This is a genomic window from Mesobacillus foraminis (genome assembly GCF_004340465.1).
Taxonomy (GTDB): Bacteria; Bacillota; Bacilli; order Bacillales; family Cytobacillaceae; genus Mesobacillus_B; species Mesobacillus_B foraminis.
This window is the reverse complement of record NZ_SLVV01000015.1, coordinates 1-13,894: the sequence shown is the minus strand read 5'-3', so window position 1 is coordinate 13,894 and position 13,894 is coordinate 1. Positions and strand designations below refer to the sequence as shown.

Annotated in this window: 13 protein-coding genes, 1 rRNA gene and 1 riboswitch; all 14 genes read right to left on the bottom strand. The window is 46.2% G+C overall.

Annotated features, from left to right (window positions below):
• Positions 1-81: 81 nt before the first annotated feature.
• On the bottom strand, positions 82-1,620 hold the full coding sequence (gene purH, locus EV146_RS23470; protein WP_132011169.1) for a bifunctional phosphoribosylaminoimidazolecarboxamide formyltransferase/IMP cyclohydrolase: 1,539 nt from the start codon (positions 1,618-1,620) through the stop codon (positions 82-84).
• Positions 1,617-2,201, bottom strand: a complete 585-nt coding sequence (gene purN / locus EV146_RS23465; RefSeq protein WP_132011168.1) for a phosphoribosylglycinamide formyltransferase — start codon at positions 2,199-2,201, stop codon at positions 1,617-1,619. Before purN ends, purH begins: the two co-directional genes overlap by 4 nt.
• On the bottom strand, positions 2,198-3,241 hold the full coding sequence (purM, locus tag EV146_RS23460; RefSeq protein ID WP_132011167.1) for a phosphoribosylformylglycinamidine cyclo-ligase: 1,044 nt from the start codon (positions 3,239-3,241) through the stop codon (positions 2,198-2,200). Before purM ends, purN begins: the two co-directional genes overlap by 4 nt.
• A 96-nt stretch (positions 3,242-3,337) precedes the next feature.
• Positions 3,338-4,750 carry an amidophosphoribosyltransferase gene (gene purF, locus EV146_RS23455; protein ID WP_132011166.1) on the bottom strand — a complete coding sequence of 471 codons (1,413 nt, stop codon included), beginning with the start codon at positions 4,748-4,750 and terminating at the stop codon, positions 3,338-3,340.
• Complete coding sequence (gene purL / locus EV146_RS23450) at positions 4,735-6,951, bottom strand: phosphoribosylformylglycinamidine synthase subunit PurL (protein WP_132011165.1); 2,217 nt, start codon at positions 6,949-6,951, stop codon at positions 4,735-4,737. The genes purF and purL overlap by 16 nt, the downstream gene beginning before the upstream one ends.
• The gene (gene purQ / locus EV146_RS23445) at positions 6,935-7,621 is read right to left on the bottom strand and encodes a phosphoribosylformylglycinamidine synthase subunit PurQ (RefSeq protein ID WP_132011164.1); all 687 of its coding nucleotides are present in this window, start codon (positions 7,619-7,621) and stop codon (positions 6,935-6,937) included. The genes purL and purQ overlap by 17 nt, the downstream gene beginning before the upstream one ends.
• Entirely contained in the window at positions 7,618-7,872 is a 255-nt protein-coding gene (gene purS, locus EV146_RS23440) for a phosphoribosylformylglycinamidine synthase subunit PurS (protein WP_121610199.1), read from the bottom strand. The genes purQ and purS overlap by 4 nt, the downstream gene beginning before the upstream one ends.
• Positions 7,860-8,585: a phosphoribosylaminoimidazolesuccinocarboxamide synthase gene (purC, locus tag EV146_RS23435; protein WP_132011163.1), complete on the bottom strand. Its 726-nt coding sequence runs from the start codon at positions 8,583-8,585 to the stop codon at positions 7,860-7,862. Before purC ends, purS begins: the two co-directional genes overlap by 13 nt.
• A gap of 103 nt (positions 8,586-8,688) precedes the next feature.
• On the bottom strand, positions 8,689-9,981 hold the full coding sequence (gene purB, locus EV146_RS23430; protein WP_121610201.1) for an adenylosuccinate lyase: 1,293 nt from the start codon (positions 9,979-9,981) through the stop codon (positions 8,689-8,691).
• A 41-nt stretch (positions 9,982-10,022) separates the two neighbouring features.
• Entirely contained in the window at positions 10,023-11,180 is a 1,158-nt protein-coding gene (purK, locus tag EV146_RS23425; RefSeq protein WP_132011162.1) for a 5-(carboxyamino)imidazole ribonucleotide synthase, read from the bottom strand.
• The gene (gene purE, locus EV146_RS23420; RefSeq protein ID WP_121610203.1) at positions 11,167-11,655 is read right to left on the bottom strand and encodes a 5-(carboxyamino)imidazole ribonucleotide mutase; all 489 of its coding nucleotides are present in this window, start codon (positions 11,653-11,655) and stop codon (positions 11,167-11,169) included. The genes purK and purE overlap by 14 nt, the downstream gene beginning before the upstream one ends.
• A 141-nt stretch (positions 11,656-11,796) precedes the next feature.
• Positions 11,797-11,898, bottom strand: a riboswitch (purine riboswitch).
• Positions 11,899-12,046: 148 nt separating this feature from the next.
• Positions 12,047-12,265, bottom strand: a complete 219-nt coding sequence (locus EV146_RS23415; protein ID WP_132011161.1) for an NETI motif-containing protein — start codon at positions 12,263-12,265, stop codon at positions 12,047-12,049.
• Positions 12,262-12,804 carry a DUF2179 domain-containing protein gene (locus EV146_RS23410; protein WP_132011160.1) on the bottom strand — a complete coding sequence of 181 codons (543 nt, stop codon included), beginning with the start codon at positions 12,802-12,804 and terminating at the stop codon, positions 12,262-12,264. The genes EV146_RS23415 and EV146_RS23410 overlap by 4 nt, the downstream gene beginning before the upstream one ends.
• A 995-nt stretch (positions 12,805-13,799) precedes the next feature.
• Positions 13,800-13,894 (bottom strand): 5S ribosomal RNA (rrf, locus tag EV146_RS23405); the annotation flags it as partial.

Genomic DNA, 13,894 nt, shown 5'->3' with positions numbered 1-13,894 from the left:
TAAACAAAGCTTTCACGACAAGCACTAAACATTGCTGCTTAAAAAAGCTGGTAACTTTACACTTTTTTAAAGCTCTGCAGATTAATGTTTAAAATGGCGCACTCCTGTAAATACCATGGCAATTCCATATTCATCGGCTTTTTTAATGGAATCTGCATCCTTGATGGATCCGCCAGGCTGAATGATAGCCGTAATTCCAGCGTTAGCTGCTGCTTCAACGGTGTCATTCATCGGGAAGAACGCATCGGATGCAAGAGCAGCACCTTCTGCTTTGGCACCTGCTTGCTCAAGGGCAATTTTAGCCGCGCCAACACGGTTCATCTGCCCGGCACCAATTCCTAAAGTAGAATCCTTATCAGCTACGACAATAGCATTCGATTTCACATGCTTCACGACTTTCCAGCCAAGCTTCAGTGCTTCCCACTCTGCCTCCGTAGGCTCTCTCTTCGTCGGGACTGAAATGTTCGCTTCTTTAAGGCCATATGCATCATACTCCTGTGCAAGCAGGCCTCCTTCGATGGAAGTCAGCTTCCTTTCCGTCTTTCCTTCCTGATCAAAAGGAATGGTCAGCAAACGAAGGTTTTTCTTTCCTGTTAAAATTTCCAGAGCTTCCTGGCTGAAGGATGGAGCAATGACGATTTCCAGGAAGATCTCGTAAAGCTTGCGTGCTGTCTCGCCGTCTACTTCACGGTTAAAGGCAATGATTCCGCCAAAAATGGAAACTGGATCAGCCTCGAAAGCCTTTAAAAATGCTTCATAAACATTGGTGCCTGTTCCAACTCCGCATGGGTTCATATGTTTAACAGCAACTGCGGCCGGCTCATCAAATTCCTTGACGATCTGAAGGGCAGCGTCTGCATCATTGATATTGTTGTATGACAGTTCTTTCCCGTGCAGCTGCTCTGCGTTCGCGATTGAAAAAACAGAGCCAAGCGGCTTACGGTAAAATGAGGCTTTTTGGTGTGGGTTTTCTCCATAGCGAAGAGTCTGTTTAAGTTCATAAGTAACAGTCAGCTTTTCAGGATTCTCTTCTCCTGCAAGGTTTGTCATGTATTCTGCAATCATCGCATCATATGAAGCAGTATGACGGTAAACCTTTGCTGCGAGACGGCGGCGGGTAGCAGCCTCTGTCTTCCCATTGTTCCTGAATTCCTCAATGACAATTGCATAATCTTCAGGATCGACAACGACTGTAATATATTCATGGTTCTTTGCAGATGCGCGCAGCATCGCTGGACCGCCGATGTCGATATTTTCAATTGCGTCCTCAACAGACACATCCGGCTTTGAAATCGTCTGCTGGAACGGATACAGATTGACACAGACTAGTTCAATCGGAGTAATCCCGTGCTCTTCCAGCTGCTGGCGATGTCCTTCTTCCCCTACTTTCGCAAGCAGGCCTCCATGGATATTCGGGTGCAATGTTTTTACACGTCCCTCAAGGATTTCCGGAAAACCTGTAACATCACTGATTCCAATGACAGGAACGCCGCCCTCAGCCAACGCCTTTTTGGTGCCTCCTGTGGAAACAATCTCGAAGCCAAGCTCTGTAAGTTCCCTTGCGAAATCAACGATTCCATTTTTATCTGAAACAGAAATTAGTGCGCGTTTTTTTGTCATTGTATTGTCTCCTTTGTCCCATTTAAGAGCTTCTCAATCACTGCTGGATATAATGTATGTTCAATTTGCTGGATTTTCTTTTGAAGCGTCTCCCTTGTTTCTCCCGGTTCAATTGTAACACTTTCCTGAGCGATGATTTGGCCGGTATCCATACCCGAATCAACGAAATGGACAGTGGCGCCGGTTTTATCAGCGGCGGCCGTCAATGCCTGCCCAATGGCATCTTTCCCTGGAAATTCCGGAAGAAGTGATGGGTGGATATTGACGATTCTGCCTTCATATTTTTCTAAAAGTGTTGAACCTACCAGTCGCATATAGCCTGCCAGGGCGATAAAGTCAATTTTCATCGTTTCAAGGTATTCGAGAATATCAGACTCATAGGCTGCTTTATCGAAGAAATTCTTTGGATTAAAAACAAACGCAGGAACGCCTTCCTTTTCCGCCCTTTCAATGGCAAAAGCATCAGAACGGTCGCAGACAAGCAGAGCAACCTTAGCGTTCAGGGCTCCGCTTTTATTAGCGTCCAGGATGGCCTGGAAGTTACTCCCGTTTCCTGAAGCAAATACGGCTATCCGTTTCATTTGCTTCCTCCCTGAATCTGTACATTGACTCCAGCCTGATCGGTTACGGAACCAATTTGATAGGCTTTTTCTCCGCAGGACTCAAAATGACGGATGATTTCCTGTGCCTGCTCTGCCGGCGCCGCTACAACCATTCCAATTCCCATGTTGAAGATGTTGTACATTTCTTCCCGATCAAGGCTGCCAGCGGATTCAAGCAATGTGAATACAGGCGGTATCTCCCAGCTGCCCTCCTGAATCTCTGCCCCAAGTCCTTCCGGAAGCATTCTTGGAATGTTTTCAATAAATCCTCCGCCAGTGATATGGGCCATTCCTTTTAAGCTGAACTTCTCCAGCGCTGAAAGCAAAGGCTTTACATAAATTTTGGTTGGACGCAGGAGCTCGTCACCTAGTGTACAACCCAGTTCTTCAACATGCTGATCCAGCTTGTAGCCGCCATCCTCTAAAAACACTTTGCGGACAAGAGAATACCCGTTACTGTGGATTCCGCTGGATGAAAGGCCGATTAATGCGTCTCCGCTTTTAATTTCCGAACCATTGACGATTTTTGACTTTTCTACCGCTCCTACCGCGAAACCAGCCAGATCGTATTCCTCCGCACCATACATCCCCGGCATTTCGGCAGTTTCGCCGCCGACAAGGGCACAGCCAGCCATTTCGCAGCCGTCAGCAATACCTTTGACAATCGCCTCAATCCGTTCAGGCTCTGCCTTTCCACATGCAATATAGTCAAGAAAGTATAAAGGCTCCGCACCTTGAACTGCGATATCATTGACACACATTGCTACAGCATCAATCCCGATCGTATCATGACGATCCATCATAAAAGCAAGCAACAGCTTTGTTCCAACTCCATCTGTACCTGAAACCAGTACTGGTTCCTGAAGACCAAGGCTAGAAAGGTCAAACATTCCTCCAAAACCGCCAAGACCACCAATCACTCCCTGACGAGCCGTCCGCTGTACATGCTTTTTCATCCGTTCGACAGATTCATAGCCTGCCTCAATATCTACCCCTGCTTGCTTATAGGCATTTGCCATTCTCCCAACCTCCGCATGTTTTTCTATCATGATCGTTCTTTATGAATAGAAAAACGGCATCCTTTATTATGCCGCTTTAACTATTGACCTGTAAGTCTAGCACTTTCTGCCGGTTGCCATTTCCTCTGGATAGATCTCTGTTGGATACTTGCCCGTAAAACAAGCCAGGCATCGGCCTTTTGTTTCTCCTTCTCCCTCGCTGCCAACAGCTTTTACCAGGCCATCCACGCTTAAGAAAGTGAGTGAATCGGCTCCAATGATTTCCCTTATTTGCTCAACGGATTTATCCGAAGCAATCAGTTCTTCGCTGGACGAAGTATCAATTCCGTAAAAGCACGGATTTTTGATTGGCGGTGAGCTGATCACAACATGAACCTCTGTCGCTCCTGCTTCCTTCAGCATTGTCACGATTCTTCGGCTCGTTGTGCCCCGGACGATCGAATCATCGACCATAATGACACGCTTGCCCTCAACAACCCCACGTACAGGAGACAGCTTCATTTTTACCCCCTGCTCACGGAGTGATTGAGAAGGCTGAATGAACGTACGCCCTACATAACGGTTTTTAATCAATCCCATTTCGTATGGAATCCCGGCTGCTTCCGCATAGCCAATGGCAGCAGAAATGCTGGAATCAGGTACACCTGTAACAACATCCGCCTCGATTGGGGCTTCTGTGGCAAGCTGTTTACCAAGACTTTTACGGGCCGTGTGAACATTAATTCCATTTACATTGCTGTCTGGTCTTGAAAAGTAAACGTATTCCATCGCACATAGAGCTGTATTGGAATTAATGGTAAACATTTCAGATTGAATTCCATCATCATTGATGATCAAGAGCTCCCCTGGCAGGACATCACGCACAAACTCTGCGCCAATGATATCAAATGCACAGGTTTCCGAAGCCACTACATAGGCATCCCCCAGCAGCCCAAGAGATAAAGGCCTTAAGCCATGCGGATCCAGGGCGACCATCATTTCCGTCTCGGTCATGATCAGGAATGCATAAGCCCCTTTCAGCATGGAAAGTGCATTCTTTACCTGATCCTTCAGCTGCGAAAAACCGCTCCTTCTGATCAAATGGGCCAGTACCTCTGTATCAGAGCTTGTCTGGAAAATGCTCCCCTGGCCTTCGAGCTGGTGCTTGAGGTTGTTGGCATTCACCAGGTTCCCGTTATGGGCAAGCGCAAGGCTTCCGTTCTGCGAATTGAACAGCAGCGGCTGTACATTCTCGTAGCCGCCGCCCCCCGCCGTCGCATAACGGACATGGCCGATGGCAGAGTTCCCCTCGAGTTCCTGGATGGCATTCTTTGAAAATACCTCTGTAACAAGACCCTCGCCCTTTTTCCCTTTCAGCTGCCGGCCGTCCGTAACAACGATTCCGGTACCTTCCTGGCCGCGGTGCTGGAGGCTGTGCAAACCGTAGTAGGCGATTTGGGCGGCATTATCATGCCCCCAAATCCCAAATACGCCACACTCTTCATTCAAACCTTTTAATTCAGCAAGCATGGGATAGCTCCTTTCCAGGCATTTTTCATCCTGTCAGCTGCAAGCTCGACTACCTTCTTCCCTTCAACCGAAATACGAAGCACAGGAGCATCTGTCACCTTCCCGATCAGGACTGCATCTGTTGCTGCTTCGAACGCCGCCTGATGTTCCGGTTTGACTGATAAAATAAAGCGGGATTGCGACTCACTGAACAATGCCGCCGCTGCTTCCCCTTCAAGCTCGACATCGGCTCCAAGTCCGTCAGATCCGATTACGCTTTCTGCCAAGGCAATACCTGTCCCACCTTCTGCGATATCATGGGCAGAGGATACAAGTCCTGCACGGATGGCATCAAGAATTTGATTTTGGCGCTTGCTCTCTACTTCAAGGTCAATGGCTGGGGCTTTTCCAAAAATCTTGCCATAAACAAGCTTCTGCAGCTCACTGCCGCCAAACTCCTCTTTTGTTTCACCTAAAAGATAAATCAGGTCGCCAGACTCCTTGAACTGCTGGGTAGTTGTATGGTCAATATGCTGTACGAGTCCGACCATTCCAATGACTGGTGTCGGATAAATGGCCGTTCCGTTTGTTTCGTTATATAGAGAAACATTTCCGCTGATAACTGGAGAATTGAAGGCCCGGCATGCTGCACTCATGCCGTCTGCCGCTTTTTCAAGCTGCCAGAAGATTTCCGGCTTTTCAGGATTGCCGAAATTCAGGCAATCGGTGATGGCAAGCGGTTCTCCGCCCGAGCAGACAATATTTCTGGCTGCTTCTGCTACTGCAATCTTACCGCCTGTTTCAGGATCAAGATAGATGTAGCGTGAGTTGCAATCTGTCGTCATCGCCAGCGCTTTTTCAGTTCCACGGATGCGGACAACCGCTGCGTCAGAACCAGGAGCAACTACCGTATTTGTGCGAACCATATAATCGTACTGGTCATAAATCCATTCCTTGCTGGCAACGGTCGGCTGTTCCAACAGCTGTAGAAGAGTTTCTTCAAAGTTGTCCACAGCAGGAGTTTCCGGCTTCATTTCCTGGTATTCACGGAAATACTCAGGTTCTCTTGACTCTTTGTAATAAACCGGAGCATCTTCAGCAAGTGCATCAGCAGGCATTTCTGCCACAACTTCCCCTTGATGGATCAGGCGGAGCATTTTATCATCTGTTACATGACCTACCGCTACTGCTTCAAGCCCGTACTTTTCAAAAAGGTCAACAATCTCTTGCTCTCTTCCTTTTTGAACAACCATCAGCATCCGTTCCTGGGACTCGGACAGCATCATCTCGTAAGGTGTCATGCCTGTTTCACGCTGCGGGACAAGGTCTAGGTTCATTTCAATCCCTGAACCTGCTTTGCTTGCCATTTCAGCAGCAGAGCTTGTCAGGCCTGCTGCACCCATATCCTGGATTCCGACCAATGCATCGTTTTGGACGACTTCAAGGCAAGCTTCCAGCAGCAGTTTTTCCATGAATGGATCTCCTACCTGGACCGCAGGGCGTTTTTCTTCGGATTGCTCCGTCAGCTCCTCGGATGCAAACGTAGCTCCATGAATTCCATCCCGGCCAGTCTTTGCACCTGCATACATAACGGTATTTCCAACACCATGCGCCTGGCCTTTTTTAATGTCCTTATGATCGATGATTCCAACACACATTGCATTAACCAGCGGGTTCCCTTCATAGCAAGGATCAAATTGCACTTCTCCGCCAACTGTAGGAATCCCGATGCAGTTTCCGTACCCTGCAATGCCGGCTACAACTTCCTCGAACAGGTACTTGCCTCTAGCTGACTGAAGCTCTCCAAACCGCAAAGAATTCAGCAGGGCGATCGGACGGGCACCCATGGAGAAAACGTCACGGATGATGCCGCCAACGCCTGTAGCTGCTCCTTGATAAGGTTCAATGGCAGAAGGGTGATTATGACTTTCAATTTTAAAAACAACTGCCTGTTCATCGCCGATATCGACGATTCCGGCTCCCTCGCCAGGGCCCTGGAGGACCCGGTCGCCTGTTACAGGGAATTTCTTAAGAACAGGCTTTGAGTTTTTATAGCTGCAATGTTCAGACCACATGACGGAAAAAACTCCAATTTCCGTATAGTTTGGCAAGCGTCCGAGAATTTCTTCAATCCGCGCGAACTCTTCGTCAGAGACACCCATTTGCTGATAAATCTTTTCTGTCTTAATTTGCTCCGGACTTGGTTCAAGCTTTAACCGCATGTGATTCCCTCCATTGTTTGACAATTGACTTGAATAGCTTCAGGCCGTCTGCTCCGCCCAGCAGCGTATCGACAGCCCGTTCTGGATGCGGCATCATGCCGAGGACATTCCCCTGTTCGTTTACAATACCGGCAATATCTTCAATGCTTCCATTTGGGTTAGTGCCATGGTACGTAAAGACAATCTGATTGTTTTGCTTTAAGCTGGCCATTGTCTCCTCATCGCAGTAGTAGTTGCCTTCCCCGTGGGCAACAGGTATCTGGATGACTTCTCCCTGCTCATATGCAGAACTGAACATCGTGTTATTATTTTCTACCTTCAAGCCAACAGGCCGGCAAATGAATTTCAAGCTTTCGTTGCGGCGCATGGCTCCCGGAAGCAGGCCTGCTTCGAGTAAAACCTGGAATCCGTTGCACACTCCAAGAACCGGCTTGCCAGCCTTGGCTGCCTTGATGACTTCGCTCATGACCGGGCTGAACCGGGCAATCGCTCCTGTCCGTAAATAATCCCCAAAAGAGAAGCCACCTGGAAGAAGAATCGCATCATATCCATCGAGGCTGGTTTCATCATGCCATACGTACTCTGCATCTTCACCGAGCTCATCCTTAGCAGCATGGTACATATCAACATCACAGTTCGAACCTGGAAACACGATTACCGCAAATTTCACTGTGCAACACACTCCTCGATTTCGTAGCGATAATCCTCAATGACCGGGTTGGAAAGGAGGCGCTCGCACATCTCTTTTACTGTCTCATGTACATCACGGTCTGTCTTTTCAAGCGACAGTTCCATGTATTTGCCGATGCGGACATCTTCGACAGCACCGTAGCCCATGGTTTTCAATGACTTTTTAACCGCTGTTCCCTGTGGATCCAATACACTTTCCCTTAACGTGACATACACCTTTACTTTGTACATGCTTTTTCTCCTCCCAAACGTCCCAGAATCGTTTCGTAAGCTGTTGTTAAACTTCCTAAATCGCGGCGGAATACATCTTTATCAAGCTTTTGGTTTGTTTCCAAATCCCAAAGGCGGCAAGTATCAGGTGAAACCTCATCAGCCAGAAGGATATTTCCTTCAGCGTCTTTCCCAAACTCAAGTTTAAAATCTACAAGGCGTACGCCAATTTCCTGAAAAAATCCTGTCAGCACTTGATTAACTTCCAAAGCTTTTGTTTTCAAGTACTCCACTTCTTCGCTTCCTGCAATTTGCAGGATATCAATTTGGTCATCCGTTACCAGTGGATCACCGAGATCGTCATTCTTCAGGCAAAACTCCACTAATGGACGGTGAAACTTCTTGCCTTCTTCCACTCCCAGACGTTTCGAAAAACTGCCCGCTGCGTAGTTGCGCACAATCACCTCGAGCGGAATGATTTCTACTCTCTTGACCAGCTGCTCTGTTTCGGAGACCTTTTTGATAAAATGAGAGCTAACTCCTACTTCATGAAGCTTTGAAAATAGCAAACTAGTAATCTCGTTGTTTAAGCGTCCCTTGCCGGCAATCTCCGCTTTTTTCTCTCCATTAAAAGCAGTTGCTGAATCCTTGTATTCAATCCAGACAATATTTTCGTCATTTGTGAGATAAACTCGTTTTGCTTTTCCCTCATATAACAGTGCTTGTTTTTCCATTTTTGGCGCCCCCTAATAGTGAAGATTGGGAATCTTCAATCACCTGTTGGTTTAAAAAGGCAAGGAAACCTTGCCTTTTATTGAGTTGAACTAATTCTTTCTCTTATAATCCAAGACGTTCAAAGATTGTATCCACATGTTTAATGTGATAGTTATAGTCAAAGCAATCATCAATTTCCTCTGTACTTAATAGGCCGGTGATTTTTGAATCACTTTCAATCAGGCTGCGGAATGCAACCTGCTTTTCCCAGGCTTCCATTGCCCTTGGCTGCACAGTGTCATAGGCTTCCTCGCGTGACATCCCTTTTTCAATTAAGGCAAGAAGGACACGCTGAGAGTAGATCAAACCGAGTGTGCGATCCATGTTCCGCTTCATGTTTTCTGGATACACAGTCAGATTTTTGATGATATTTCCAAACCTGTTTAACATATAGTTAAGAGCAATCGTTGCATCTGGCAGGATAATCCGCTCTGCTGAAGAATGGGAGATATCGCGTTCATGCCACAGCGGGACATTCTCGTAAGCTGTCATCATGTAGCCGCGGATCACTCGTGCCAACCCTGTCATATTTTCCGATCCGATCGGATTGCGCTTGTGCGGCATCGCCGAAGATCCTTTTTGTCCTTTTGCAAAGAATTCTTCCACTTCGCGTGTTTCACTCTTTTGCAATCCGCGTACTTCAACCGCGAACTTTTCAACGGAAGTTGCAATCAGTGCCAGAGTGGACATGTAATGCGCATGGCGGTCACGCTGAAGGGTCTGGGTTGAAATTGGTGCTGGCTGAATCCCAAGCTTTTCACAAACGTAGCTTTCAACGAAAGGATCAATATTCGCATAAGTACCGACTGCACCGGAAATCTTTCCGAATTCCACCCCTGCTGCTGCCTGCTTGAAACGTTCGAGGTTGCGTTTCATTTCTTCATGCCACAGGGCAAGTTTTAATCCAAAAGTCGTCGGCTCCGCATGGACCCCGTGTGTTCTTCCCATCATGACCGTATATTTATGCTCCTGAGCCTTGTTTTTAAGGATTTCTACAAAGTTCTCCAGGTCTTTTAAAATAATCACATTTGCCTGCTTTAAAAGATAGGATAAAGCTGTATCGACAACGTCGGTGGAAGTCAGTCCGTAATGGACCCATTTCCGCTCTTCACCAAGTGTTTCCGAAACGGCTCTCGTGAAAGCAACAACATCATGTCTTGTTTCTTCTTCAATTTCTTTGATGCGGTTGATATCGAAAGAGGCATTTTCGCGCAGCTTTTGAACATCCTCTTTAGGGATATCTCCAAGCTCTGACCAGGCTTCACAAGCGAGGATTTCCACTTCCAGCCAGGCCTTAAACCTATTCTCTTCCGTCCAGATTGCTCCCATTTCAGGTCTTGTATAACGATCTATCATCTAATTTGTCCTCCGATCTTTTCTGCAGCTATAAAATGTAATCAATTCTTTTGGGCACTGTACTCGGGCGTTCTTTCCCAGATGCCGCTGTCGGCTGCTTCTTTAACCGCCTGCTCCACAGTATCCCTCAGCAAGGTTACATGTCCCATTTTCCTTTGGAACTTTGCCTCTTTTTTCCCGTACAAATGAATTTTCCAGTCTTTCAGCTCACTAATTTTATTGATCAGGGCTTCCTGGTGCTCGCCCAGAATGTTTACCATCACAGCAGGCTTCAGCAGCTCAGTGCTTGCAAGAGGCCAGTTCGCCACTGCCCGGATATGCTGTTCAAACTGCGAGGTTTCACAGGCTTCAATTGTATAATGTCCGGAATTGTGAGGCCTTGGTGCCAATTCATTTATATAAATCTCATCATCTTTTGTTAAAAACATTTCCACTGCAAGTGTACCAGTAAGATTTAATGCCTCAGCCAGCTGCCGGGCCGCCTTGACGGCCTTCTCCTCTGCAGGCTTGCTGATCCTTGCCGGCACGACAGTTTGATGAAGAATATTGTTCTCATGCAGGTTTTCAGCAACCGGGAACACCGCTGATTCGCCTGACGGGTTCCTGGTGATGATGACTGAAACTTCTTTTTCAAATGGGATCCACTTTTCAAGCACACATGGCCCCTGATTCACCAGTTCTTCGGCTGCGTCCAGGTCAGATGGATGTTTAATGACCAGCTGTCCTTTCCCATCATATCCGCCTCTAGCTGTTTTGAGGACAGCCGGCAATCCAAGATCTTTTATATGCAGGTCGATGTCTTCCACATTTTTAATGACCGCATACGGTGCGACCTTTACCCCTGCAGACTGGATGGCGGCTTTTTCCTTAATCCTGTCCTGAGTTTCACGGAGCAGCCCGGTACCCTGAGGAACGTAGGCGTGATTCGTTAACCACTCAAGCGCTTCTGCATTGATATTTTCGAACTCGTATGTGATCACATCGCTGACCTGTGCCAGCCTCTCGATCGCTTTCAGGTCATCATAGGCACCAATAATCTGTTCGTCTGCTACCTGTCCGCATGGACAATCTTCTACAGGATCCAGTACTGCGATGCGAAAGCCCATTGCCTTCGCTGCCAGCGTCATCATCCTGCCGAGCTGTCCGCCGCCGATAATTCCGATTGTCTGTCCTGGTAAAATTGTTTTAGACAAGTTCATCACTGCTTTCCATAACAGCTTTTTTTGTATCTTCTCTTAGCTTATCCAGCCTGTCGGCAATCTTGCTATCAAAAGCGGATAACATTTGAGCAGCAAGCAACCCGGCATTCTTCGCCCCTGCCGTACCGATTGCGACTGTAGCCACAGGAACTCCCCCTGGCATCTGGACGATTGATAATAGAGAGTCCATGCCGTTCAATGCCCTTGTCTGAACAGGAACCCCAATGACCGGCAGGGTTGTCTTGGCTGCCACCATTCCTGGAAGGTGAGCTGCCCCGCCTGCACCGGCAATGATCACCTTCAGTCCTTCCCCTCTTGCCTTCTCTGCAAATTCAAACATTAAATCAGGTGTCCGATGAGCAGAAACCACTTGCTTTATATATGGTATATCCAGCTGATCAAGGATCTCACAGGTATGTTTCATCGTTTCCCAGTCCGATTTGCTGCCCATAATTACGCCAACCGCTGCCTTCATATTACATCCCCTGTCTTTTTTAACTAAAATAAAAACCCGCACAGATTCCTTCTCTTTACATGAAGAGAAAGTAGTCTGTCCGGGCTCTGACAAAGAGATTCCACCCAGGGAGTCCTGGATTCCTCTCTTTTCCCTTCCATATAGGAAACTACTTTCCCTCATAGTCCAATAATTTACGGTTATCGGGTAGAAACTCATGGGCCATATCCCCATTATTATACGAAGGAAAATTCAACTATTATTAATTCCACCTACATATTAACAACTTTTTTGATAAGTTGTCAATGAATAATCGAACAATTACTATCACTAAAATATAAATGTTCGTGTTTTAACTGTGGAAAAAGAGGAATTTCTTGGTAAAATTTAATTGTTCTCCTGCCCGCTGATTCTATTCTGCGAGCTTCGCTTCAAAAACAATCTGTCTTCCTGCAGGTTCATACTCCGTTTTTCCGTTAAGGACCACTTCCTTGAAAATCGGTTTTTCCACCCGTCTGACAGGTGTATAGCCTTCTTTGGCAATCCGGTCGAGGCATTGGTCAATGGTTTCATTTTCACCAACCTCAAACATCTTTTTTTTGCTTGTATTTTTCTTGTTTCCTTTGCTCATGAGAAAAGATTTCCTTTCCTTACGTTCTTCACCCAGAACCCGCCATGAATAGTCTTAGGCTCATACGCAATGATAAACGCTTTCGGATCCTGCTCCTGAATCGTTTTATATAGTTTTAATTCGAATTTGCGCGGCGTCAAGATCTGCAAGGCCATCCGGTCGCCTTCACGGCCATTCGCTGCCCAGGTGGTCACCCCGTAACCTTCTTCCCGAAGAACCTTTGGCAAGTCCCGGTCATACTCAGCCGTGATCACATTAACTGTGATATACCCCAATGCCAGCTTCTCTTCAATCTTCATTCCGACCACAACCCCGATTCCATAGCCCACTGCATACGCGATAAGGTTTTGAATCTGATTGAGATTATCGAGAACGAGCCCAAGCCCAACAACATAAATCACCACTTCTATCGTGCTGAGAAAAGCAGCCAAATAACGCTGGCCCTTTAAAGTTAGAATCATCCTGATTGTAAAAAAAGAAACATATACAATATTTATGATCAGAATAATTGCGACCATGACAAAACCATTTTCAAACATTCCATCCCCTCCAAACATATAAACTAAAGCAGGTCCAATAATCCCAGAAAAGCAGCGATTTGTAAAGTCAGCTGCAACATTCTTCTCTATTTATGCATTTCCTTTTTAGGATGAGTTAAAACAACCAAAAGATACACAGGTAACATTAAGTTGGAGCCTGTGGGGGAAAATCGATTTTATTTGAAGATACACACCCATGCCCTGTTAAGAATTTGACACAAGACCTTGCTCATTTTCGTTGACAAATGGAGGTAATGCGGAATCTGGCAGGGCGGAATTCTGCCGTCGATTGTGTCAGGTGGCAAGTTGATCGGGATTTATAAATCTAATGAGTTATAGGTAGTCTAATGTACTTCTTTTAACCGATTGTTGCGGGTTAACGTTTCATTTTTAAAATTATGTCTGGATTTCTTATCGATTATTGCGTCAATCTTGTTAAAACCCGTAAAAAGGAAGCCTCTCTATCTTAAAAGTAACCAAGTATTATGTGAATCCATCAAAATGGGGATTTGTTTGCGAAAAATCATACGGCTGTCACTTGATTTTCAAGGTTGATCTAACGATGAATAGGCTTGTTCATCATTTATCGATCGATTCCTTCAAATTATTGATCGGTTCTTCAGGTTTATGCATCGATTATTTTTGGTTATGCATTGATTCTTCTAGTTTATTGAAAAACCTGTGTCCAGTCTGTGAAAACAGGAAAAACCAAGCTTCTGTATTTTAAAAATAACTAGGAATTATAGATTCTTCTTAAAAAGGTGCCTGGTTTTATAAAATTTATGGTACAGACACCTGATTTTGAGGGTTCATCTAACGAGTAATGGGCTTGTTCATCTATTTATCGATCGATTCCTGCAAGTTATTGATCGATTCTTCAGGTTTATGCATCGATTAATTTTGATTATGCATCGATTCTTCGCGTTTATTGAAAAACCTGTGTCCGAGCTGTGAAAACAATAAAAAGACCAGCTTATACAGCTGGTCTTTCGTGTGCCTGGCAACGTCCTACTCTCACAGGGGGAAACCCCCAACTACCATCGGCGCTGAGAAGCTTAACTTCCGTGTTCGGCATGGGAACGGGTGTGAC